General features: G+C 42.6%; 28 protein-coding genes. 14 read left to right on the plus strand and 14 right to left on the minus strand.

From position 1 onward, the window contains the following. The first annotated feature begins 1 nt into the window (after position 1). Positions 2-364: a hypothetical protein gene (locus GFB48_RS09500; protein WP_163934471.1), complete on the plus strand. Its 363-nt coding sequence runs from the start codon at positions 2-4 to the stop codon at positions 362-364. 37 nt (positions 365-401) lie between these two features. Then, the gene (locus GFB48_RS09505) at positions 402-689 is read left to right on the plus strand and encodes a hypothetical protein (RefSeq protein ID WP_163934474.1); all 288 of its coding nucleotides are present in this window, start codon (positions 402-404) and stop codon (positions 687-689) included. 43 nt (positions 690-732) lie between these two features. Here GFB48_RS09505 and flhA read toward each other — a convergent pair whose 3' ends face one another. The 7 genes from flhA to GFB48_RS09540 are packed head-to-tail and all read right to left on the minus strand — an operon-like array spanning position 733 to position 6,982. Then, the gene (flhA, locus tag GFB48_RS09510; RefSeq protein ID WP_163934477.1) at positions 733-2,823 is read right to left on the minus strand and encodes a flagellar biosynthesis protein FlhA; all 2,091 of its coding nucleotides are present in this window, start codon (positions 2,821-2,823) and stop codon (positions 733-735) included. A 13-nt stretch (positions 2,824-2,836) separates the two neighbouring features. Then, complete coding sequence (gene flhB / locus GFB48_RS09515; RefSeq protein WP_163934480.1) at positions 2,837-3,964, minus strand: flagellar biosynthesis protein FlhB; 1,128 nt, start codon at positions 3,962-3,964, stop codon at positions 2,837-2,839. Continuing rightward, the gene (gene fliR / locus GFB48_RS09520; RefSeq protein ID WP_163934483.1) at positions 3,961-4,737 is read right to left on the minus strand and encodes a flagellar biosynthetic protein FliR; all 777 of its coding nucleotides are present in this window, start codon (positions 4,735-4,737) and stop codon (positions 3,961-3,963) included. Before fliR ends, flhB begins: the two co-directional genes overlap by 4 nt. Before the next feature lie 2 nt (positions 4,738-4,739). Next, positions 4,740-5,009 carry a flagellar biosynthetic protein FliQ gene (locus tag GFB48_RS09525; RefSeq protein WP_163934485.1) on the minus strand — a complete coding sequence of 90 codons (270 nt, stop codon included), beginning with the start codon at positions 5,007-5,009 and terminating at the stop codon, positions 4,740-4,742. Between the two features lie 2 nt (positions 5,010-5,011). Further along, the gene (gene fliP, locus GFB48_RS09530; RefSeq protein ID WP_163934487.1) at positions 5,012-5,767 is read right to left on the minus strand and encodes a flagellar type III secretion system pore protein FliP; all 756 of its coding nucleotides are present in this window, start codon (positions 5,765-5,767) and stop codon (positions 5,012-5,014) included. Continuing rightward, the gene (gene fliN / locus GFB48_RS17795; protein WP_163934490.1) at positions 5,739-6,152 is read right to left on the minus strand and encodes a flagellar motor switch protein FliN; all 414 of its coding nucleotides are present in this window, start codon (positions 6,150-6,152) and stop codon (positions 5,739-5,741) included. The genes fliP and fliN overlap by 29 nt, the downstream gene beginning before the upstream one ends. Continuing rightward, positions 6,152-6,982 carry a FliM/FliN family flagellar motor switch protein gene (locus tag GFB48_RS09540; RefSeq protein ID WP_163934494.1) on the minus strand — a complete coding sequence of 277 codons (831 nt, stop codon included), beginning with the start codon at positions 6,980-6,982 and terminating at the stop codon, positions 6,152-6,154. Before GFB48_RS09540 ends, fliN begins: the two co-directional genes overlap by 1 nt. 393 nt (positions 6,983-7,375) lie before the next feature. Here GFB48_RS09540 and GFB48_RS09545 point away from each other — a divergent pair, with 393 nt between their 5' ends. From GFB48_RS09545 to GFB48_RS09595, 11 genes are all read left to right on the plus strand, one after another. Further along, entirely contained in the window at positions 7,376-8,248 is an 873-nt protein-coding gene (locus tag GFB48_RS09545; protein ID WP_163934497.1) for an OmpA family protein, read from the plus strand. Beyond that, positions 8,248-9,564, plus strand: coding sequence for a sigma-54 dependent transcriptional regulator (locus tag GFB48_RS09550; protein ID WP_163934500.1), 1,317 nt, complete (start codon positions 8,248-8,250; stop codon positions 9,562-9,564). The genes GFB48_RS09545 and GFB48_RS09550 overlap by 1 nt, the downstream gene beginning before the upstream one ends. Before the next feature lie 15 nt (positions 9,565-9,579). Further along, positions 9,580-9,915: a flagellar hook-basal body complex protein FliE gene (gene fliE / locus GFB48_RS09555; protein WP_163934503.1), complete on the plus strand. Its 336-nt coding sequence runs from the start codon at positions 9,580-9,582 to the stop codon at positions 9,913-9,915. A gap of 11 nt (positions 9,916-9,926) precedes the next feature. Then, the gene (fliF, locus tag GFB48_RS09560) at positions 9,927-11,681 is read left to right on the plus strand and encodes a flagellar basal-body MS-ring/collar protein FliF (RefSeq protein ID WP_163934506.1); all 1,755 of its coding nucleotides are present in this window, start codon (positions 9,927-9,929) and stop codon (positions 11,679-11,681) included. A gap of 37 nt (positions 11,682-11,718) precedes the next feature. Beyond that, positions 11,719-12,723, plus strand: coding sequence for a FliG C-terminal domain-containing protein (locus GFB48_RS09565; RefSeq protein WP_205597711.1), 1,005 nt, complete (start codon positions 11,719-11,721; stop codon positions 12,721-12,723). Further along, positions 12,723-13,418: a flagellar assembly protein FliH gene (gene fliH / locus GFB48_RS09570; protein ID WP_163934508.1), complete on the plus strand. Its 696-nt coding sequence runs from the start codon at positions 12,723-12,725 to the stop codon at positions 13,416-13,418. Before GFB48_RS09565 ends, fliH begins: the two co-directional genes overlap by 1 nt. 6 nt (positions 13,419-13,424) lie before the next feature. After that, positions 13,425-14,756: a flagellar protein export ATPase FliI gene (gene fliI, locus GFB48_RS09575; RefSeq protein WP_163934511.1), complete on the plus strand. Its 1,332-nt coding sequence runs from the start codon at positions 13,425-13,427 to the stop codon at positions 14,754-14,756. Between the two features lie 3 nt (positions 14,757-14,759). After that, the gene (locus tag GFB48_RS09580) at positions 14,760-15,173 is read left to right on the plus strand and encodes a flagellar FliJ family protein (protein WP_163934514.1); all 414 of its coding nucleotides are present in this window, start codon (positions 14,760-14,762) and stop codon (positions 15,171-15,173) included. A 220-nt stretch (positions 15,174-15,393) separates the two neighbouring features. Then, entirely contained in the window at positions 15,394-16,545 is a 1,152-nt protein-coding gene (locus GFB48_RS09585) for an Ldh family oxidoreductase (RefSeq protein WP_163934517.1), read from the plus strand. A gap of 99 nt (positions 16,546-16,644) precedes the next feature. Next, positions 16,645-17,442 (plus strand): SDR family NAD(P)-dependent oxidoreductase, encoded by a 798-nt coding sequence (locus GFB48_RS09590; RefSeq protein WP_163934519.1) that lies wholly within the window; start codon positions 16,645-16,647, stop codon positions 17,440-17,442. 188 nt (positions 17,443-17,630) lie between these two features. Next, positions 17,631-18,194, plus strand: coding sequence for a DUF4136 domain-containing protein (locus GFB48_RS09595; protein WP_163934522.1), 564 nt, complete (start codon positions 17,631-17,633; stop codon positions 18,192-18,194). Positions 18,195-18,263: 69 nt separating this feature from the next. Here the strand turns inward: GFB48_RS09595 and murA are convergent, their stop codons facing one another. The 7 genes from murA to GFB48_RS09630 are packed head-to-tail and all read right to left on the minus strand — an operon-like array spanning position 18,264 to position 22,750. Further along, on the minus strand, positions 18,264-19,520 hold the full coding sequence (gene murA, locus GFB48_RS09600) for a UDP-N-acetylglucosamine 1-carboxyvinyltransferase (protein ID WP_163934525.1): 1,257 nt from the start codon (positions 19,518-19,520) through the stop codon (positions 18,264-18,266). A gap of 11 nt (positions 19,521-19,531) precedes the next feature. Next, positions 19,532-19,783, minus strand: coding sequence for a BolA family protein (locus tag GFB48_RS09605; RefSeq protein WP_163934528.1), 252 nt, complete (start codon positions 19,781-19,783; stop codon positions 19,532-19,534). 14 nt (positions 19,784-19,797) lie between these two features. Continuing rightward, a complete protein-coding gene (locus tag GFB48_RS09610; RefSeq protein WP_163934531.1) occupies positions 19,798-20,067 on the minus strand; it encodes a lipid asymmetry maintenance protein MlaB in 270 nt (89 codons plus the stop codon). After that, positions 20,064-20,702 carry a phospholipid-binding protein MlaC gene (locus GFB48_RS09615; protein ID WP_240464851.1) on the minus strand — a complete coding sequence of 213 codons (639 nt, stop codon included), beginning with the start codon at positions 20,700-20,702 and terminating at the stop codon, positions 20,064-20,066. The genes GFB48_RS09610 and GFB48_RS09615 overlap by 4 nt, the downstream gene beginning before the upstream one ends. A gap of 5 nt (positions 20,703-20,707) precedes the next feature. Next, on the minus strand, positions 20,708-21,178 hold the full coding sequence (gene mlaD / locus GFB48_RS09620) for an outer membrane lipid asymmetry maintenance protein MlaD (protein ID WP_163934533.1): 471 nt from the start codon (positions 21,176-21,178) through the stop codon (positions 20,708-20,710). 1 nt (position 21,179) lies between these two features. Then, the gene (mlaE, locus tag GFB48_RS09625; RefSeq protein WP_163934536.1) at positions 21,180-21,959 is read right to left on the minus strand and encodes a lipid asymmetry maintenance ABC transporter permease subunit MlaE; all 780 of its coding nucleotides are present in this window, start codon (positions 21,957-21,959) and stop codon (positions 21,180-21,182) included. Continuing rightward, entirely contained in the window at positions 21,959-22,750 is a 792-nt protein-coding gene (locus GFB48_RS09630) for an ATP-binding cassette domain-containing protein (protein WP_163934539.1), read from the minus strand. Before GFB48_RS09630 ends, mlaE begins: the two co-directional genes overlap by 1 nt. A gap of 216 nt (positions 22,751-22,966) precedes the next feature. Between GFB48_RS09630 and GFB48_RS09635 the strand changes: the two genes are divergently transcribed. Next, the gene (locus tag GFB48_RS09635; RefSeq protein ID WP_163934631.1) at positions 22,967-23,935 is read left to right on the plus strand and encodes a calcium/sodium antiporter; all 969 of its coding nucleotides are present in this window, start codon (positions 22,967-22,969) and stop codon (positions 23,933-23,935) included. The last annotated feature ends 10 nt before the right edge of the window (positions 23,936-23,945 follow it).

Below are 23,945 nucleotides of genomic sequence, written 5' to 3' on the forward strand. Positions count from 1 at the left end.
AATGAGCACTGAAAAACGGCAGTTTGAACGATATTATTTAACCGACCGAGATACTAACATCGCAATGCAAGCTGCTGGTATGCCAGCAAAAATTTTGATGCGGGGGTTCTTCAATTGGAAAACATTAGGCCCCTGCATCATTAAAGATGTATCACTAGGTGGTGCTGGCCTACTTTCACCAATGTTACTTAGCCCGACTAAAAAATATGCCCTTGAAACGGCTCAAGGTGAAGTGATTCCATTTATTATTGCCCATGAAAAAGCGGTAAATAAAAAGCTTAATTTTTATGGGGTCAGCTGGGAAAACAGTTCCAGCAATCACGTAAAAAAACTCATTGCAAATGCACAATCTCGGCTAAAATAATTATTAATTAATCATATTTTATAAGGGAATGCCTGTTATGGCCCAATCGTTTGTCAGAAATGGACCTGATAAATTACAAAAACTATTTTTGTATTTAATCGTATTAGATTACGGCTTGCTATTTTGGCTAATGTATAACAGTAACGAATTAAGATTTGCGACAAATATTGCCGTAGCTTTACTACTGGTTGCATACAATTTACTTTTAACCCAGTTAAGTTTTAGGCGCGCCAGACGCCAATCAGATTATTATATCCTTTATCCTATTTTAGGCGCTGGACTGTTGTCCCTAGGAATTTTAATCAAACTATTTATCTTTTATTAGAATAAAAAAAACCAGCTTAACGCTGGTTTTTTTATCTTTATAGCTAACCTAACTGCCCTATCACATTCACTTGAGTATGATCTGGGATCTCGTTAAAGCTTAGTACATTCAGACCTTTAGCAAAAGTTCTTGAATAGCGACTCAGCAACGGCCTTAACTGTGGCATAACCAATAAGATAGGCGCGTAACCTTGGGTTTGTAATTGCTCCTTAACCGCTGGCATCCGTGTCTGCAATTGCCCTAACAGGTTCGGTTCAATTGGGAAACCATCGATTGGTGATTGCGCTCCAGCCTGTTGCGACTGATTGAAAGCATTGACTAATTGCTGCTCTAATTCTGCCGATAGGGTAAATGCATGTACCTCAGTATCATTACCGTTAACTTGGTTGAGAATATTACGCCTTAACTCTAAACGGACATCCGCGGCGAGTAATACCGGATCCTTGGACAATTCTGCACTTTCCAGCAGCGTAGTGGCAATGGCACGGATATCAACCAGAGGGACATAATCCTCTAACAAGCGACGGTAAATCCGTAACTGTTGGGAATAACTCAACTGAGATACCAATGATTCTTGCAGCTTTTCATCTAGCTCACCAAGTCTATCATTTAACTTGACCACATCAGCATGAGTGAGCAGTTCTGCTAAGTTATCCTGCATCACCTTAGAAACATGGGTACCAATTACCGTAGCCGAATCTACCACCGAATAACCAAAGTTTAATGCCTTTGACTTATGCTCTAATTTAATCCACGTCGCTGGCATACCATAGGCAGGGTCACTACATACAATACCATCTAAATCACCATAGGTATCGCCACCACTAATGGCCAACAAATGCTCCGCCTCAATCGTTCCTTGCGCGACCACCGAACCCCTTAATAGAATTTGGTATTGATTCGGCTTTAATCTAAGGTCATCTTTAATTCTGACTTCAGGTGCTAAGAAGCCAACTTGTTCGGACAGGGTTCGCCTTACCCCACGAACACGGTTTACCAATTCGGCTCCTTTTTCATTATCGACCAGGTGGACCAATTTGTACCCCAGAGTCAGACATAAAGTGTCGGTATGGGGTAACTCTTGCCAACTTAATGGTGGTTCCTTAGGTGTCATCTGGGCAATAATGTCATCTTCTTGTATCGGTGGCACGACATCTTGAGCCACTTTCAAGCGCCAGGCCGCAAAGCCCACCACGGCAGCAAATGACAAGAAGGCGAAGGTTGGCATTCCCGGCACAATGCCAATAATGCCGAGAATTGTAGCCGCCATCATCAGTACAGTTGGATTGGCTAACAGCTGCCCAGAAACCTGTTGGGGCAGATCTTCTGCATCACTAACTCGAGTAACAATAATTGCCGCAGCAACCGCCAGTAATAGCGAAGGTATTTGCGCCACCAGACCATCACCAATGGTCAGTAAGGCATAAATTTCAAATGACTGTGACATGCTCAAGTCATGTTGAAACATACCTATTGAAATACCACCTATCAGGTTGATCGCTAAAATAAGTAAGCCTGCTACGGCATCGCCACGCACAAATTTAGAGGCACCGTCCATAGAACCGTAAAAGTCTGATTCACGAGTTACTTCCTTACGACGATCGCGAGCTTGTTCTTGGGTTAGTACGCCTGCATTGAGGTCCGCGTCGATGGCCATTTGCTTACCAGGAAGGGCATCAAGGGTAAAACGCGCACCTACCTCTGAGATACGCTCGCCACCTTTGGTGATCACCACAAAGTTAATGATCATTAAGATCAGAAACACCACCATACCAACCACATAGTTGCCACCAATAACCACTTCACCAAAAGCTTGAATCACTTTACCAGCAGCTTCGCCACCATTGTGGCCCTCTTGCAGCACCACTCGGGTCGAAGCGACGTTAAGAGTCAATCGCATCAAGGTTGCGATCAGCAAAACCGTAGGAAAAATGGAAAATTCTAATGGCCTATTGGTTGATACTGACACCAGTAATACCATGATGGCCAAAACAATGTTGAAGGTAAATAAAGCATCGAGCATCAAAGGCGGTAAGGGTAAAATGATCATCGCCAATACTGCTAATAACAATATTGGGATGCCTATAAAAGCCTGCTGATTCTTAAACAATGCTGAGATTCGTGAAAAGTTCATAGCTTCCTACTTGTTATCTGCGCAGTGAATTGGGAATATCGAAATCGGGTAAAGGTTTTGGAGTTCTCCCTTGACCCTGTCTGAAAGATTTTAAAGCCAGAACATAGCTAAGTACCTGAGCAACAGCGACATATAATGGCCCTGGAACTTCTTGATCGACTCTGGTTGAATAATATATTGCCCTAGTTAATGGCGGAGAACTGACAATCTCTACCCCATGAAGCTGAGCTATCGCTTTCATATGAGCAGCCATTTCATCCACCCCTTTAGCGACCACAAAAGGCGCATCAGCCCGATCGGGTTGATAACAGATGGCCACCGCATAGTGGCTTGGGTTAACAATAACGACATCGGCACTAGGAACGACCTGATCCATTCGTTGCTTCGACATGGATTGTTGAACTTGGCGGATCCGCTGTTTTACCTCTGGTCGACCTTCTTTTTGTTTATGTTCATCCTTTATATCTTGCTTAGTCATCTTAAGTTCATTTTTATGGTGCCAGATCTGATAAGGAATATCGATCAATGCAATGATCACTAACAAACCACCAAGGGTCATTAACAAACCAGAAAGTAAACTTAAAGACTTTACCATTGCCATCCTAATGGGCATTTCATCAAGTTGCATAAACTCATGCATCGCCCCACTGGCATACCAATATAAGCCTGCAACAATCAGTGCCACCTTTAATATGCCTTTAAAAAGCTCCATTAAGGTTTGCTTTGAGAACATGCGCCCAAGGCCCTTAATTGGGTTTATTTTACTTATCTTAAATTGGAGAGTTTTAGTACTTAAAACAAAGCCGCCGGGCACCAGTTGTGACAAAACAATAAATACCAACAAGCCCACAAACATCGGCAACAGTAACTCAATAAAACCGATCAAGGTGGTGCCAAGATGAATGGTTAACCATTTGGGGTCAAATAAGTGTTGCCGCGGGATTAATAAATTAGATTCAAAAATATTGGCAATATGATCGCCATACCAACTGCTGTATATCTGCAGCAGTATGCCACTTCCAACAATGATTGCCGCAGTCGTTAGTTCTTTAGAGCGTGCAACATTACCTTCACGCTTTGCTTGTTCGAGCTTATGGGCGGATGCCTGTTCTGTTTTTTCTTGAGCACTGTTTTGACTCATTGTGCCCCCACGATACTTGCCATTAAGTTTAACGCTTCATTACTTAATCGAGTAAAATGTTCTGGGACTCCAGAAATCGATAAGAACAGTGAAAATAAACCAAAAATCATGGCCATAGGAAAGCCTAAAGAAAATACATTAATGCTTGGTGCAGAACGGTTCATCACCCCAAACGTGATATTAACTAATAGCATGGCAGCAACTGCCGGTAATGCTAAGACTAAGCTGCTGGCTAACATCCAGGCGAATAACCCCGCTAATCTATGCCATTCAAATGCCATCATTCCCGTTCCCACAGGCCAACTCGTAAAGCTCGCTACCACAACATCCATAGCAACTAAATGACCATCCAGAGCAAGAAACATTAAACTGGCAAATAATAAAAACATTCGGCCTAAAATGGCGACTGAAATGCCATTTTGAGGATCATTCATGACCGCCATTGCCATCCCCATTTGCATGGCCAGAATTTGTCCAAGATTTGACATCACGGCAAATAACATCAGCAGTACAAAGCCCATCATGGCACCAATGAGTGCTTGTTCAAGGGCCAGCAATAGTGAGTTAATTGATAGCAGCTCAACTTGAGGCATTTGCCCTACAATTGGTGCCACCAATATGGCTAAAATTAATGCCATCCCCAAACGCACTCGATTCGGTAATGCGGCTTCATTAAATATTGGCATTACCATAAAACAAGCAGCAACCCGCATGAAAGGCCACCACAACTGCCCTAACCAAGCACCAATTTCACCAAAACTAAGCGCTAACATAGTTAGCCAATCCAAACAGGGATATTGATAAATAACCGATCAAACAAGTCAGTTAAGCTTGTCATTAAAAAGCTTCCCGCGAACACTAACATCAACAAAGTAATGATCAATTTCGGTAAAAAACTTAATGTTTGTTCATTTATCTGAGTTGCAGCTTGAAAGATAGAAATGATAAGTCCCATCAGCATCCCTGGGACAATGAGAATACTTACCATAATAACCACCAGATAAACGGCGTCAGAAAATAGTTTGGATAACTCGACTACATCCATCACTACACCCCAAAACTGGCGCTAAGAGTACCTACTGTCATAGACCAACCATCAACCACAACAAAGATCATTAGCTTAAATGGTAACGAAATAATCAGTGGTGACAGCATCATCATCCCCATTGACATCAAAGTACTAGCAACGACCAAGTCAATGATCAAAAAGGGTATGAATAATAAAAAGCCTATCTGAAATGCGGTTTTCAACTCTGACAATACAAATGCAGGCATTAATACGCTAAAGGGTATATCTTCAACCTTGGTATCGCTTGGCTCGCCAGCTATCCGTAACATTTGTTCGAGATCGGTTTCTCGGGTTTGCCCCAGCATAAAGGCCCTAACAGGTTGCTCTGCTACATCAATGGCCTGTAATAAGGTTAACTGCTCATTCTGGTATGGAACAAAAGCCTTTTCATAGACCTCCACCCAGACTGGGCGCATGATCATAATAGTCAGTATCAGGGCAATACCAACTAACACCTTATTAGGTGGGCTTTGTTGCAAACCTAAAGCTTGGCGCAGGATAGACAAGACGATAATGATGCGTGTAAAACCTGTCATCATCATCAACATTACCGGCAATAAACTTAATACTGTCATTAGTATTAAGATTTGCAGTTTTACTGTATATTCTTGTCCATCATCAACATCCTTCGCACTGAACAGTGTGAGTTCATTGGCGTAGCTTTCGAAGCAAGCGGCGAGGAGTAACCCTGCCGCGAATAAAAGCTTAAGAAGTAAAGTCTTGCAATTGGGCATCTTCAACTACTTTTGTCATTCGTACGCCATACTTGCCATTGACTACCACTACTTCGGCATGACCGAGTAAAGTGCCGTTGACCTTTACATCGAGTGGCTGATCAGCAAGTTTATCGAGAGCTACCACAGAGCCTGTGGCAAGTGTCATCATTTCACCTAATTGGATTTCAGTACTGGCGACTTCCAAGGTCAGTGTAACAGGCACTTTATGGAAAAAAGCGAGGTCTTTTTTAGCTTGAACCGGAGCGACATCAACCACTTCTACAGGCTTGTCTTCGGTATCTGCAAATGGGTCAAAATCTACATCACTGAAATCCAGATCATCCCCTAATAAGCTAGTATCATCTAACAGTTCATTTTCTAATGTTTTATTGTCTTGACTCATTATTCCATCTCCTGGTCAATGTGGGCGACTAATGACCCTAAATGCTCATGAATTTTCGCTTCAAATTTGGCTGTATCACCGAGGAAAAGCTTGGCATTTGATTGAATTTCTAGGGGCAGTACATCCCCTACTTTTAATTTGGTTAGTGTTCCCAAAGGTAAACTTGTCTTGGCTAATTGTGCAGTGAACTTAAGCGGAATATTTTCACAAACTTGAGCTAACTTGTGCACACTATCTGAGGCAATAGCGACATGAGAGGAACTAAAATTGATCACCGCTAAAGGACAACTTAGCACCAACTGCAGCCGGTGTTGTGACTCCCCTAGCCAGTAACTTATACAAATCTCTATACCGGGTTCCTGTGACAGACAGTCATTTATCGACTGCCATGCCTGCAGCGATGGGAAGATTTCACCTAACAATTTTTGTTGGATTTTTCTTAACAAACGATTTTCTGTCACTGATACTGCATCGGGAATGCTAATATCTGATCTTGGAGTATTACCACAGAAGCTTTCGGTCAAAACATATAACTGTTCCCGCGGCATCCTAAGCCATGACTGCAATTCATCGCCAGCTTCTAAGCCAACTTCATAGAGTTCATCAAGAACACTTTGAACTTTGTCTAAACGACCGATAGCATCAATTTTAAAGTGGCTGATCCTTCCGTGTGAAATCCCAGATAATTGCAGAGCGAATAATTCCTGCAATTGTTCCTTGTTATTATCTAACCAAAGTTGAGCGGCAACTAAATGGCGCCTATGCCCAACTAACTCCAACAAAGGTAATTTCTTTCCTTCTGAAGCCGAAATAACTTTAGAATCGAACATAAATCGTTCACCCTTGAGTTTTTTTCATAAATAAAAAATAAAATAAATAAACTTTTATTTGAGTAATTATTTTCGTCATTTAATTGACAGTATAACTTTTAATGACTGACATTATTTTGTCAGATCCAGTTAAATAACCATCACTATAAAGCGATATTTAAACAGTTCTTATTAACGCTTTTTTGACACTGATTTAAATACCTAATCACTACCCTCAAACCCTACCCCAGTAGGCGTTTGAAAGCAACTTGTTAACAACAAATAAATAATTTGATATAAAAATCAGACGCTGATAATGTGTCTTTTCATGGAGTTACCACAAAGGCAACAGTTGGCTAACTTTCATGCAACAATAAAAGCAATAATTAGAACATTTATAGAGCAGATTAAAATATGATTTTTCCTCGTTTAAAAAATACACTGTTTATTATATTTTTTAGCTCTTTGGCATTTAATATTAAACAAGCCGAAGCTAACTTTAATAGCCAAAGCTGGAATAAAGCTTTAGATGATGTTAATTGGGCTGATTCATTTAATAAATTCTCATGCAAATTATCAACCACGACTCCAATTGGCATTTGGGGCTTTGAAATTAGTTCGGGTGAGTCTCTAACACTTCACTTGACGCCATTTGAAAAAAATCATTTAGTCACTGACGTCGCACTTAATATTGTTAATCCACCATGGTCAGCTGACTATCAGCAAGCTCTAACTAAACAATCTTGGAACCTGGCTGGGCAACTTCAGATCAGCAAAAATATCGATACTCTTATTGAAGCAATGGCCGCTGGACATTGGGGACAGTTACAGTGGCAGCGCCAAGGTCGCATGCAATCATTGTCGCTTACATCCGTCGGGATTGAACCTAAACTAAGCCATTTCAGGAATTGTCGTCAAAACCTGCTGCCTCTTGATTACAACAAAGGTCGTGAACAACAGTTCTTCTTTCAACCTAATCAATACTTATTGGTTGCGGCACAAAGGCAACAGTTGATCAATACCGCACGCTTGATCCTTGCTGATAGTTCTATTAAGGCGGTGCTAATTGATGGCCATACTGATAAACAGGGCGATAGATTAGAAAATCTAACCCTATCAAAACAGCGAGCAGAAGAAGTCGCTGCCGTGCTAGTGGAGAATGGGGTATCACTATCAATGATAGAAATTCGCAATCATGGCCAGCGCTACCCTAACTATAGTGGTTCTAAAAGTAACAAAAACCGCCGTGTTGATTTACGCCTAATTAAACAACCGGAGCAAAGTTAATGAATATCATTATTTATGAAACCAATCCTAATATTGCTCAGGAAATTCCCAATAAAGGCATTAAGGTTCAACGCTGCTTTGCAATTGAAGAGTTTAGCCGCCTAATTGCATTAAGTGCACAACCTATGGTCATCATCAACAGCGATAATGAAGCTAAGATGACCCAAGCGATAAATGCGATTAAGCACAATAGCATTAATGTTCCTTTTGTGGTTTTGGTGGATTTTGGACAAAGTCACCTCGCCGCCGAAGCCATTAGCCATGGGGCAACGGATTATCTGCTACATCCATTTGAAAGTGCTCAATTAGAACAGTTAATTGAGCGTTTAGTGATCGTTAACCAGGAGCAAAGCTACATCGCCAAGGCCACGTCTTCGAAGCAGTTATTACAACTTGCCCATAGGGCTGCGCAAACCGATGCCAGTATTTTGCTAACTGGCCAGAGCGGTACTGGTAAAGAGCAGCTGTCAAAGTATATTCATCAAGTGTCACCAAGAAAAAGCGGCCCATTTATCGCTTTAAATTGTGCCGCCATCCCTGAAACCATGCTTGAAGCCATGTTATTTGGCCACACCAAGGGCGCTTTTACCGGTGCCAGCGGCGAATCTATGGGTAAATTTGAAGCGGCCAATGGTGGTACTTTATTGCTTGATGAAATTGCTGAATTACCTCTTGAATTACAAGCAAAATTACTGCGAGTGTTACAAGAACGCGAGGTTGAACGCCTTGGTAGCCATAAAAAAATCAAATTAGATATTCGTATTATCGCTGCTACCAATAAAGATTTAAAAGAATTAGTAGATAAAGGTCTATTTAGAGAAGATTTATACTATCGCCTCGATATTATGCCATTGCATATTACCCCTTTAAAAGACCGCCCCGCAGACATTCTGGCAATGGCTAATCATTTCATAAAATCAGCTTGCCCTGATTCAAATGTCTGCCTATCTGATGAAGCTAAGCAAGCACTTATGAGCCATGATTGGCCTGGCAACATTCGCGAACTCAATAACATTATTCAGCGCTCATTAGTGATGCGCAGGAGCCTCACCATCATGGCCTCCGACCTAATGTTGCCGCAACCTAAAATGCAAAATTTAAATACTCACTCCAATGCTTGCCATGGCTTAAAAATGAGCAAGCAACTGGCTGAATTTGAATACATCATAGATACCCTAAAACAATTTAATGGTCATAGAACTAAAACCGCAAACGCCTTGGGGATGACTACCAGAGCGCTTCGATACAAAGTGACCCAGATGCGAGAAAATGGCATTGATATTGATGAAATTCTCGAACAACTAACTGCAGCGTAATTAAGAAGGTTTACAATGAAAATTACACCAATCGAGCAGCAACCTATGTTGATTAAAATGAATCAACTACAGCAGTTATCTCAATATAAAAATGATATTGCTTTACCTTTACAATCTTTCCAAGCGAGTGATGTTAAATTTGGCCAAGTTTTTAAGTCTGCACTGGACACTGTCAATGATGATGGTGTGAAAGCGGCAAACAAAATTACTGATATTGAAACTGGTGTGAGTAATGACCTCGTCGGCGCCATGATCGCCAGCCAAAAAGCAAGCATTTCTTTTTCCGCATTAGTGCAAGTTCGTAACAAGGTTATTGGTGCCTTGGACGAAGTGCTTAAAATGCCTGTTTAAGAGAGTTAATTATGTCTCAATCAATCGTGCCTCAAGCTCAAACTCCCACTGCCAGCTCTGATTTTTTTGGCTCTATAAAAGAAAAATTTAGCCAAGTAAATGATGGTAATGCCCAGCAACAGGTGGTCACAATTGCCATTTTAGCTTCTGTGATTGCGGCTGTTATCGTATTAGTATTATGGGCCAGCAATAGCAATTATCGACCTTTATATGGAACCAATGAAAACTACGATAGTGCCGAAATCATTAGTGTTTTAGATGCCCAGGGGGTCAATTATAAATTGGATCCTAATAACGGCAGCATTCTCGTTGATGAGTCAACCCTTTCAGCAACAAGAATGTTACTTGCTTCCCAAGGGGTTAAAGCACAAATACCTGCTGGTATGGAATTATTAGACAGTGCTGGCGGTTTAGGTTCTTCTCAATTTTTAGAAAGTGCCCGCTACCGTCAAGGTTTAGAGGGTGAACTGGCACGTTCTATTATGACGATGAAAGCCATTAACCATGCTCGGGTGCATCTTGCTTTACCGAAACGAACCTTGTTTATACGAGAAAATCCAGAGACCGCTTCAGCTTCAGTAATTTTGCAATTAGCACCGACTCAAGAGTTAAACTCGTCACAGGTGGAGGCCATTATCAATCTTGTGACAGGTAGTGTTCCAGCCCTTGCTGCAGCCGATGTTTCGGTGACAGATCAATACGGTAATTTGCTATCAAGTATGGTGGGCGACCAACAATCATTGGCGACATTAAGTAGCTCTCAGCTTGAATATGTTGCTCAGGTAGAGAAAGCCGCCATTAAACGTGCCACCGATATGCTTAAACCAATCCTTGGCAGTGGTAACTTTCAAGTTCAGGCCAGCGCTGCGATTAATTTCGATAGCATTGAACAGACTAGAGAAGTTGTTGATCCACAGACAGTTGTTCGCCAACAGGTTACTAAAGTTGACAATCGTAGTGAAAGCTTAGGGTTAGGTATTCCTGGCGCCCTAAGCAATAGAGCCCCAGCTACTCCTGCAGACCCTCAACCGCCGGCTAATGCTGAGCAACAAAACGATCAAGCTCAGACAAATGCGCAGTACAACCAACGCCAAGAAAACCAGACTCAATATGAAATTGGTCGCTCCATTACCCATACTAAATTTCAAACCGGTATGGTGGAGCAGCTAAGCGTATCGGTACTTATCAACGATAATATTGCTCCTGTAGGTGGTTGGCAGCCCGATCAATTGAGCCAGATGCAAACCATGCTTGCTGATGCTATTGGCATTAAAGCCGATCGTGGTGACAGCCTGTCACTGCAAAGTTTTGCATTTGTAGAAACGGAACAAACCGCCTTATATGAACCAGTATGGTGGCACCAGTTTGATTTCCAATCACTAGCTCGCTACATCATTGGCTCGCTACTGGCACTGGCTCTGATCTTCTTTGTGTTGCGCCCATTAGTGAAGCACTTAACTCGTGAACCCGAGTCATCTCTTGATGATAGTTTGGCCTTAGAGCCGGCAATTGTTGATGTAACGGAATCAGAAGAAACCATCGCCATTGCGGAAGATTCTAAGAATCTAAGTTCTCAAAATGAAATTGACGACCTATTCAATAATATTCAGGTCAATAACATCGCGACCATTGCACTAGATGATTTACCACCGCCTGAGTCAACACTGCAGGAACAATTAAATCATTTACGCCTGCTTGCAGATCAGGAACCTAATCGAGTTGCAGACGTTGTTAAGAGCTGGCTAGAAAATAACAAAGCCCGTTAATCCATCGCTTAATGGCAAACTAAAAAAGAGTCTTAATATGTCAGATATCATGGAAATGAGCGGCACAGAACAAGCCGCGTTACTTTTACTTTCAATGGGTGAAAAAAGTGCAGCAAATGTCATGCGACATTTGTCTAGAGATCAGGTGCAGATGGTGAGCCAGTCAATGGCTCGCCCAAATGGCATCCGTCACCAAGAAGCACAATTTGTTTTAGGTAACTTCTTTAATAATTATCGTGAGCAATCCGGGATCAGCGGTGCATCAAGACAATATCTGCAGAAAACCTTAGATATTGCCCTTGGTCATGAGCTTGCCAAGAACCTACTAGACTCAATTTACGGTGAAGAAATTCGTGCCGATATGCAAAGACTGCAATGGGTTGAATTGCCCGCATTAGCACGCCTACTAGAGTTAGAGCACCCGCAAATGCAAGCAGTATTTTTAGCACTTTTGCCGCCAGAAATGTCCTCTGAATTGCTCGGCTATCTGCCTAAAGAAAGTCATCAGAATTTACTCTTAAGAATTGCCAACTTAAATGAGATTTCTAAGGATGTGGTTGAGGAGTTACATCAATTAGTGAATCGCTGCTTAACCGAGCTGGTTAATAATTCAGGTTCTCGCATCACTGGTATTAAACAAGTTGCCGATATGATTGCCACCTTCCAAGGTGATCCTAAAGAAATGATGAAGATCATCGAAGATCAAGATCTGGCGTTAGCGAAGAAAGTCGAGGAGCACATGTTCGACTTCATCATACTAGATCGCCAAAACGAGCAAACCATGCAACGAATTGTCCAGGAAGTTCCGCTGAATACTCTGGCGATGGCGCTTAAAGGACTTGAGTTTAAATTTAGAGATAAATTTATCCAGGCCATGCCCAAACGCATGGTGCAAACTTTACAAGCGGAAATGGAAGCCCTTGGTGGCGTTTCTATGCGTCGTGCTGAACAAGCACGCCAAGATATCATGCAACTATTACGCGAGCTCATGGATGCTGGTGAAATTGAAATTCAATTATTTGCAGCTCAGGTGGTTGAATAATGGCAGGTTTATTTAAAACACTAGAAAGCAATCAGTATCGTCATCGGTTTCCACCGTTACCAACGGCCGATAGCGAAGCAAGCCAAAATGAAGTAGAGCAGTATCAGCAACGATTAACCAAAGGTTTCGAAGTTGGGCAACAACAAGGTTTTGACCAAGGCTTTTTAGAAGGTGTTCAAAAAGGCCAACAACAAGGTCATCGAGAAGGCTTTGAACAGGGTAAACTCGAGGCCGAACAGAAAGTTAAAGCCGAGCATACTCAGCAAGTTATGCCTTTAATCCAAGCATTAAACCAATTGCAACAAAATTTCTCTGAGCAACAAGCCGATGCCCAGCAAGAGCTGAAACAGCAATTACTGAAATTAGTTGAAAAGGTATCACAACAGGTGATTCGCGGTGAATTAAGCTTGCACCCAGAGCAGATTATGAACCTGATTGAAGAAACCATTTCACAAATGCCCCATAACGATGGTAAATACACCATCATGTTAAACCCCCGTGATGTGGCACTGTTACAAGAACTTGCTCCAGAGCAGATTGAACACTGGTTACTAAAAGCTAACCCTAGCATAGAAGCTGGCGGCTGTATTATCAGCACAGATAATAGCGAAGCTGACGCCACCATTAATCAACGTCTAGATGATTGCATGGAAGCCGTTACTAAGCATATTAATAACAGCACTGCTGAGGTCTAACAGTCTATGGTTAGCCAAAGTAACCCCATAGATAACGCTTTAAGAGCCATTAATGACATCCCTGTGGCCAAGCTTTACGGCCGCCTAACCCGTGTTTCAGGGTTATTATTAGAAGCTGTCGGCCTTAATTTGCGGATTGGTCAACGTTGCCTAGTTGATAATGCTGAGCTTGGCATGGTAGAAGCCGAAGTGGTTGGCTTTAAAGAGTCGACCCTTTGCTTAATGCCAATCGATCAAGCCAGTGGACTTTATGCTGGCGCCAAGGTTATACCGATAGAACAGAATTCAAAAATCCCTGTTGGTAACGCTTTGTTAGGCCGTGTCATCGATGGTCTTGGACGGCCTATTGATGGCAAAGGTGAAATAAATTGTGAACACTTTATCGAATTACATCAGCCTGCGATCAATCCCATGCTTAGACAAGCTATCAGTGAGCCTTTGGATGTAGGTGTTAGGGCTATCAATGGTTTACTGACCCTCGGACAAGGCCAAAGAATGGGTCTATTTGCTGGTTCTGGGGTCGGCAAAAGTGTATTACTCGGCATGATGACCAAACAAACTAAGGCCGACATCGTCATTGTTGGCTTGATTGGTGAACGCGGCCGTGAAGTGAAAGAATTTATTGACCATAACTTAGGGCAAGCTGGAAGCCAAAAAGCAATTGTGGTCGCCGCTCCTGCGGACAGTTCGCCATTAATGCGAAAGAATGCGGCTTTATTATGTCATCGCTTAGCGGAATATTTTCGTGACCAGGGCCAAAATGTGCTGTTACTGATGGACTCATTAACCCGTTATGCTCAAGCACAACGTGAAATTGCACTGGCTCTGGGTGAGCCACCAGCAACCAAAGGATATCCACCCTCTGTATTTAGTTTATTGCCACAATTAGTAGAACGTGCCGGAAATGGCCAAAATCCAGGAAACGGCATGAGTGCAATCTACACCGTCCTTACAGAAGGTGATGATCATATGGATCCGATTGCCGATGCCGCTAGGGCAATCCTAGATGGCCATATTGTACTGTCACGAGAACTTGCTGAGGCCGGCCAATTTCCGGCCATTGATATTGCCGCGTCTGCCAGTCGTACCATGCCCTTGTGCTGCCAACCTGAGCACATTGATTTGGTCAATTATTTCAGACGCTTGCTTGGTAAGTATCGTCAAGTTCAAGAGCTTATCCCGCTCGGTGGTTATCAAGCTGGAAACGATCCTGAGCTCGATCTTGCTGTGCAGCAGTACCCATTACTCGAACAGTATGTCTCTCAAAAAATGGATCAAGCGGTGGATGCCCAACAAAGTCTGAGTGAACTTGCCCGGCTTTTCAACCAAGGAGCCTAATCGATGAGCCTAACTCTTTTGCTGCAAGCAAGACAAAAACAATTAGAAAATGATGCGCAACAGCATAATCGTCTCTGCCACCAGTCGAAAGAGTTAGAGCGACAACTTGATGCTTTAAATCAGCTTGAACATTATTACCGTAGCCAAAATAACAATGGTCAAGCAATCTTACTTAGAAATCGCAGCCAACTGTCCAAAAACCTCGATAGCTTAAAAACCACTACTCATCAAGAATTACAATTGACTCAATTGCAGCAGCAAAGCGCGCATAAACAGCAAGCTAAAAGTGCGATTGCGATGAAGACCATTGAGCTACTGTTAAAAAAGAAACAATTAAAACAACAAAGACAACATTTACGTCTAGAGCAAAAACTTCTCGATGAGATGTGTCAGCGCAAAATGTATCCTGCGGATTAGTTTGTTACCTTAATTTGCTAAGTAACTTGCCGCCCTGTCACCCAATAAAAACAGTCACATCAAGGTATTTTACCTTATCACTCCATGTCATTACCGTAAGCAACTCCACTAATGGGCGTTTGTTGTAGATACTTAACTCAACTTAATAGAGTCTAGTTTGACTCCTGTTTAAAAGGGCTCAGTCCCGTAACTCGATTGACTATAGATAGGAAGGCATATTATGGCAGCTCCTGGTAAGACAAAGAAAACTAACGCATCATTCCTTAAGTACTGTTTAAAGCGCGTATGGATGGCAGAAGGCGCCTCTGAAGAACACGGTGAAGCGGTTGCAGATGCTCTAATGACGGGTATTCGTCAAGGTAAACTTAACCAAGGTCTTGGTGTATACGAAGCTATCGACATCATGAACCAAATGGGTCTACTAGACATCAAAGCTGAGCCAGCTATTGTTGATGAAGGTGAAACTTGGGCAGTATACGACGGTAAAGAATCTACCGGTTACTGGACCCTAACCAAGATGACTCAAACGGCAATCGAGAAAGCTAAAAAGCATGGTATTGCTATTGTATTTGGTTATAACCACAATGATGCGGGTTCATTCGGTTCTTACACTTGGATGGCTGCGCAACAAGACATGGTTGCCCTAACTTCGAACAACTCTGTTCCTATGTGTTCGCCACTAGGCGGCATGGGTAACGTTATTTCGGTACCACCGCTAGATGCTATCGGCCCTTACGGTGAAAAACCACCGGTATGGATGTCCACTAAATTATGTGAATGGTACGATGCCGATACCGCTCAAGCCATCCTACAAGGCACGAAACTTAAGGGTGATTTCGTCATCGATCCTGACACAGGTGAGCTATCTAACGATCTCGCACCATACGCTCGTCCAATTGAAGGTTACGGCCGTGTATTCGACCAAAGCGCTTACCAAGCACTAGGCGAGCCACGTACTTACATGCTAAACCTATGGAACGAACTGATGACGGCGATCATCAACCCTAAAGGTGTTATCGCTCCTGAAGTACCATCACTCACAGAAATCGCAGCGGGTGAAGCTAAGTCAACGTCTGTAGGTGGTTCTTACATGTTAGTCATTGACCCATCACACTTCGGTCCAATCGAAGAAGTGAAGCGCAAGTCTGATGCCCTAGCCACTGCAATTGAGAACACCCAGCCACTACCAAACAGTCGCGGTTGTCGTATGCCTGGTGCAGAAGGCTGGAAATCACTGCTAAGCAACGCTGAAGACTGTGAAGTACTAGACAGCCACTGGGCACCGTTCTTCGACACTCAAGCAGGTCGTCACGGCTTCACTGAAGAAAGCCTACGCGCTGAGTGGGAAGCAGAGCAAGCTAAACAAGCTTAATCGCCTGTTCAATAAGCCGTCGTTACAGGCGGCTTAATAGCTTTAAAATTTTTTATATTTAGGCATGGCCTAAATAGCGACCAAACAAAGGAAATCATCATGATCCTAGAAGGTAAAGTTGCCATTATTACTGGCGCAAACAAAATGAAAGGCCTTGGCCGAGCTATTGCAATTAAAATGGCGGAGCAAGGCGCTAAAATCGCTTTAACCGGTCGTGCTAGCTCAAAAGCGGGTCTAGACGAAGTGGTTGAAGACTTACGTGCTCGCGGCGCAGACGCTATCGGTGTATGTGTTGACGTATCTAAATCTGACGAAGTAGAAGCAGCGATTGCTGAAGTTGCAGCTAAATTTGGTCGTGTTGATATCCTAGTAAACAACGCAGGTATCGGTGCGGGTTCTGGTATCCTATTAGAAAACTCTGAGCGTGACTGGGATGCTAACTACGCTGTAAACGTTAAAGGTACTTTCACTATGTGTGCTGGCGTTATCCCACACATGGAAGCTGCTGGCGGCGGTTCAATCGTGAACGTTGCTTCTCTAGCGGGTATCGGTGCTTCTGTTGGTATGCCTTACCCTTACATTGCCACTAAGCACGCACTGGTTGGCGCCACCAAAGCCATGGCACTTGAGTTCGGTTCAAAGAATATCCGTGCTAACGTGGTAGCACCAGGCGCTATCGCAACTGACATGCTTGCTGAAGCTTACGCGGCTATTGCTGAAGCGGAAGGTTGTACTGTAGAAGAAGCTGCAGCGCTAGAAAACTCTACTATCCCTGTAGGTCGCCCAGCTGAGCCTTCTGAAATTGCGGATGCCATCGTTTACCTAGCAAGCCCTGCTGCACAATATGTGACTGGTATCACAATGCCTGTAGCCGGTGGTATGTCGGCAGGCATTTAAAGACTAGGGTCTGGTGACCTCTTTATTTGCGGAACTTTATTACTAAAAAGTTGTCAAAAAAACCTCCATGAAGGAGGTTTTTTTATACAATTTGTGTAATATGTTCAGTATTAATACAATTTGTTCTGTTACACTGTAACTATCAGTTTATTAAGCTGAATTTTAATATTATTGACTAAGGAGTCTTTATGAAAAAGCTATTTGCAATGGTTGCTATGTTAATACTAGCAGGCTGTAGCTCTTTAAAAACTGCCCAAGATTACAACCCGGATGTAGACTTTAACAAATATAAAACTTATGCCTGGATTGTGGAAACTGAAGCGGATGCTCCTTACCACTTAGACGGCCTAATGGATGAGCGCATCCGCTCTTCAGTTGAGGCTCAACTTGCCCAAGATGGCTTTACCAAAGTCAGCACAGCCGAAGCCGATTTACTGGTGAATTATTTTACAAAAGTGGAAAAGAAAATGGACTCAACCACTTTCCATTCTAACTTTGGTTATGATCCATACTGGGACGGCTATTGGGGTTATGGTTCCCGTACTGGTATGAGCCACACCCGTGTTCGCGAGTATAAAGTTGGTACTCTAATTTTAGATTTCGTTGATGCTTCTACTAAAAAGCTAATATGGCGTGGCAATGCCGCTGATACTGTTAAGGATAATCAAACACCAGCAGAAGCGACAGCTCAAGTAGTCAATGCGGTCACTGAAATGATGAAGCAATACCCACCTAAACCCGAAACAAAGTAAGTTCTATTTAGGTACAAAAAACCCGCTAATGAAAGCGGGTTTTTTTAGGTTTGTGTATTTTACAGAAACTTAGCTAATACGCTCAATGTGGGCACCTAAGCCTTTAAACTTATCTTCAATGTGCTCGTAACCACGGTCTAGGTGGTAAATACGATCAACGATGGTTTCACCCTCTGCCACTAATCCTGCAATCACTAAAGAGGCAGAAGCCCTTAAATCGGTTGCCATCACTTGTGCACCACTTAAACGCTGTTTGCCAGTAATCGTGCATGAGTTACCAGCCATTTCAATGTCGGCCCCCATACGAATTAATTCAGGGACATGCATAAAGCGATTTTCGAAAATATTTTCAGTCACATTACCGTGCTCTGTCGCAAGTACATTGAGTACGCAAAACTGAGCTTGCATATCAGTTGGAAACGCTGGATAAGGCGCCGTTTTAATGTTCACGGCTTTAGGCTGCTTACCTTGCATGTCCAGTTCAATCCAATCATCACCGGTAGTGATGTGCGCCCCTGCTTCTTCAAGCTTTAGCAGAACAGCATCGAGTGACTTAGGATCCGCTTTTTGACAGCGGATTTTACCGCGGGTGACCGCAGCAGCCACTAAGAAGGTCCCGGTCTCAATGCGGTCAGGCATTACGCTATAGTGAATACCCCTTAAGCGCTCAACTCCAGTAACTTTTATTACGTCAGTACCCGCACCTTCGATTTTAGCTCCCATGGCAATCAAACAATTGGCAAGATCGAGAATTTCAGGCTCACGCGCAGCGTTTTCTAGCAGGGTAACACCTTCAGCCAACACAGCAGCCATCAATAGATTTTCTGTCGCACCAACCGATACGATATCCATCATGATACGAGCGCCTTGAAGTTTGCCATCAATCCGTGCTTTAACGTAACCGTCAGTCACTTCAATCTTTGCACCCATTTGCTTCAAGCCATTAATGTGCAAGTCAACAGGCCTTGCTCCAATAGCACAGCCACCAGGTAAAGAAACATCGGCTTTGCCGTATTTAGCTAATAATGGACCTAGAATGAGGATAGATGCTCGCATCGTTTTAACGAGATCATAAGGCGCGACAAATTCATCAATAGTGGTAGGGTCGATAGTAAAGACATCTTTATTGACCTCAACTTTAGCCCCTAAACATTGCAGTAATTTAGCCGTTGTTTGCACATCACGTAAGTCTGGAGTATTTGACAAAGTGAAAGGGCCATCCGCTAACACCCCAGCCATTAATATCGGTAACGCTGCATTTTTAGCACCAGAAATAGTTACGTTACCTGATAACGGGCCACTAGCGGTAATTTTTAACTTATCCAAAACTTCAAAACCTATAAATTAAATAATTTTTCACGCTGCCATTGTTCAGGCGTAAAAGCCTTAATCGTAATCGCGTGCAGAGTACCATCTTTAATTTTATCCATTAAAGGGGCATAAACTGTTTGTTGTTGCTTAACTTTGCGCATTTGTCCAAACTGTTCACCAACGACAATGATTTTGTAATGGGTTCCTTCTTGAGAAACTCGAATCTCGTCAGCGACAATTTGTTCAAGCAACAAGGCTTTAACCTGTTCACTATCCATTAAACTACCTTTACCTAGCCTTTACTACTTATAAAAATATCCGTTAGGTCATATAGTTTAGCAAGTTTTAGCAAAGCTTCACTAGCACCTCTAAATGACATATTTACACCTTGCTGTTGCAAGTTTTGACGGCATTCTATCAAGTAAGCCAAACCAGCACTATCTATTCTAGAAACATCACTTAAGTCTAGGCAGCAATCTGAATCAGGGATGTCAGTAATATCTTGTCGATTGGCGACATTATTTATGTCAATGTCACCATGCAATTTAATAATTTGTGTCATGATTTCGGCTTTAATTCGGTAGCACTTTTATCCAGCAACGTTTTTGACACTTGCTCTATACCTTGCGCTTCTATTAAGGCGCCAATTTCTGACTGTTTTGAAGCAATTAAACTCACCCCTTCGGCAATCATGTCAAAGGCTCGCCAGGTTTCATTTTTAAGCTTTCTAACTTTGAAGCTAATTTTTATATCTGGTCGGCCTGGCTCTACAATGTTCACCGCTACTGAGACGATGTTGCTTGTTATCGGCTTAGTCGGCTGAAACTCCACTTTTTGATCTGTGTATTCGGTGAAGGCTTGCGCATACGTCATCACCATATATTGAGTAAATGCATCAACAAACTCATTGCGTTGTTGTTTTGATGTACTTTTTAGGTGACGACCTAAAACTTTATAAGATGCATATTTGGTATCGATATAAGGTAAAAGCTCTTCGGTTATAATGATTTTTAAATGATTAATATCCTTTGCGATAAGCGCTTTATCTGCTTCAAAGCGAGCAAACGTTCGCTCCGATACCTGCTGCACCAATTGGTAAGGATCCTTTTGCTCGGCCATACTGAGCTGTTCGGCATGAATCATCAATGACAGCAAAGATAGGGTTAACAACATGGCTACTTTAAAAATGCTTTTCATTTCACTCAGTCCTCTGACTTAATGCTGAATAGGAATTGGCCAATTAAGTCTTCTAACACGATCGCCGAACGGGTGTCCTCAACCCTATCACCATCAGCCAGCATAGCAATATCGTCATCAACAAAACCCGGAGTCAATCCAAGGTATTGCTCGCCGAGTAAGCCAGCAGTTAATATGGATAAACTGCTGGTTTCGGGCAATGCCGAATATTGTTTATCAATGTTCATAATAACCAGAGGCTGCAAAGTTTCAGGGTCAAGGGTTATGGATTCCACCCGCCCTATGACAACGCCGCCAACTTTAATTGGTGAACGAGTTTTTAAACCGCCAATATTGTCGAATATAGCGGTCAATTTATACGTTTGCTTATCGCTACCTATTTCACTGTTGGCAACTTTAATGGCGAGCACTAAGAATGCACCAATACCGGCAAGAATAAATAACCCAACTAAAGCTTCTAATTTCCTTGAATTCATTTTAGCTCCCAAACATCATTGCTGTTAAAACAAAATCTAAACCTAAAATTGCAAGCGATGCATGAACTACCGTATCAGTTGTCGCTTTCGAGATACCTTCGGGATTAGGAATAGTGCTGTAACCTTTGTATAGCGCAATCCATACTACCACCATAGCGAAGGCAAAACTTTTAATTAAACAATTTACTATATCTTGGCGCCACTCTACCGAGGCTTGCAGTATCGACCAGAATGTTCCGTGATCAATTCCTTTCCAATCCACGCCTACAAGTTGCCCCCCCCAAATACCAATCGCCACGAACATCATCGTAAGCAAAGGCATACTAATGAAGCCTGCCCAAAACCTTGGAGCCACCACTCTTCTTAACGGATCAATGGCCATCAGCTCCATACTTGATAACTGTTCCGTGGCTTTCATCAATCCTATTTCAGCCGTTAACGCAGAGCCTGCCCGACCTGCAAATAAAAGCGCGGTAACAACCGGGCCTAGTTCTCGCAACAGGGATAATGCAACCATGGGACCAAGGCTATCTTCGGCACCAAAGTCCACTAAAATGGTATAGCCCTGCAGGCTTATCACCATTCCAATAAATAATCCCGATATCGTGATAATTAATACCGACTGCACTCCAAGCACATACATTTGTCGAACCCATAGAGGGAAATTCTTGGAGAATTCAGGCCAAGCCCAAAGGGCTCGTTTTAACATTATAGTGGCCGCCCCAAGGGAGCCAACTTTATCAATACCGCTACGACCAAGGCGAGCAACAAAATCAAACATTATTGTAATTCCTGTAAATAGTCCGCTGCTGGCATATGAAATGCTACTGGCCCATCGCCTGAACCAGCCAAAAACTGTTGAATTCTTGGATCATTAGTCGCTTTTAATTGCGCCGGTGTACCTTCTCCAATAATTTTTTTGTCGGCAACAACATAAACATAATCAGCGATAGATAAAACTTCTACAACATCGTGTGACACAACCACAGACGTTAAATCGAGTGCATCACTTAATTGTCTAATAAGCTGAGTGAGTACTCCCATAGAAATGGGATCTTGACCCGCAAAAGGTTCGTCAAAAAATAACAGTTGCGGATCTAGGGCTATTGCTCTTGCTAAAGCAACCCTGCGTTGCATACCGCCTGAGAGTTCAGAAGGCATTAAATCTTTGGCGCCCCTTAGCCCTACGGCTTGCAGCTTCATTAATACCAGCTTTTTAATTAAGCTTTCACTTAACTGAGTATGCTCGCGAAGTGCTAAGGCAACATTATCAAAAACACTTAAGTCGGTAAAAAGCGCGCCACTTTGAAATAGCATGCTCATATCTTTACGTAATTTGAATAACTGTGCACGATCTAATTGCGACAGTTTTTGACCTAACAAAGTTACGCTGCCTGCATCGGGTATCAATTCGCCAGCCATCAACTTCAATAGTGTGGTTTTACCAATACCACTAGGCCCCATAATGGCTGTCACTTTACCCTTTAATACTTTCAGGTTTAAGCCATCAAAAATTTGCCTAGGACCACGACTAAAACTTAAGTTTTCAACCTCAACTAAGGCTTGTGCCATACTGCCCCCTCTCCTTGGAAAAATTCCCAATTGGAATATCAGACAACCTATATGCTAATCATCTGATCATAAAGTATAAAAATTCTATCAGTTGACAATGATTATATCTAAAAATTCCATCATCTGGTGATATTGCTATGTCGTTAGGCTTCCATTTAACCTAATAAAAAGCGAAAATGCTCCCCTTTATTTGTTTCAGGATATAACGCAATAATGCTGTTAATGGATCTTGGCCTGCTTAGTGCAGGGTTGTTATTACTCATGTTTAGTGCTGATAAATTTGTTTATGGGGCCTCTAACGTTGCCCGCAAATTGGGTTTATCACCGATGATAATTGGCTTAACCATTGTCGCTATGGGTTCGTCAGCCCCAGAGATGTTTATTGCTGCACAAGCTTCATTACAAGCGAAACCTGATACGGCCATTGGCAATGTCCTCGGTTCAAATATTGCTAATATTTGCCTTATATTAGGTATTACCGCTCTCATCAAAGCCATTAAAGTCGACTCCGCTACATTAAAAGTCGAACTTCCAATTATGCTTGCGGCATCAATGTTAGCCGCCTGGCTGCTAGTCGATGGCCATTTTCAGCGCCACGAAGCTTATATTCTAATGGCGGCATTCATTGCGGCTATGGGATACCTCATTAGCCGAGCCTTAACCCAGAGAAAACTAGACAAACTTGCCGATACTTCGCCTTTAGAACCAGAATTAGATTTACCCAGAAGCATTGGCTGGCTAATTTTTGGTATTGTATTATTGCCAATAAGTGCCGATTTAATGGTCGATGGCGCAGTGGGTATTGCCAAAACTTTTGGCATCAGTGATTTGGTTATTGGCCTAACTATCATGGCCATAGGTACCTCATTACCAGAATTAGCGGCCTCAGTTGCGAGCGTGTTAAAAGGTGAAGATGATCTTGCTATCGGTAACGTCGTCGGTTCAAACTTATTTAATATTCTCGCCGTACTGGCGATTCCTGGCTTGATTGCCCCTGGCGCTATTGATGCAGCGGCAGCCAGTCGTGATAACTATTTAATGTTAGCCAGTGCATTCTTACTTGTTGGTTTGCTAATGCTGAGTCGCCAACCAAGATCCATCAAGCGCTGGCAAGGTGGTTTATTATTAATATGTTTCCTTGCCTACCAAGGCGTACTATTATCCTCTAATACCCAGATTTCATAAGGTTAACTCT

The organism is Paraferrimonas sp. SM1919, from assembly GCF_010993985.1.
Classification (GTDB): Bacteria; Pseudomonadota; Gammaproteobacteria; order Enterobacterales; family Shewanellaceae; genus SM1919.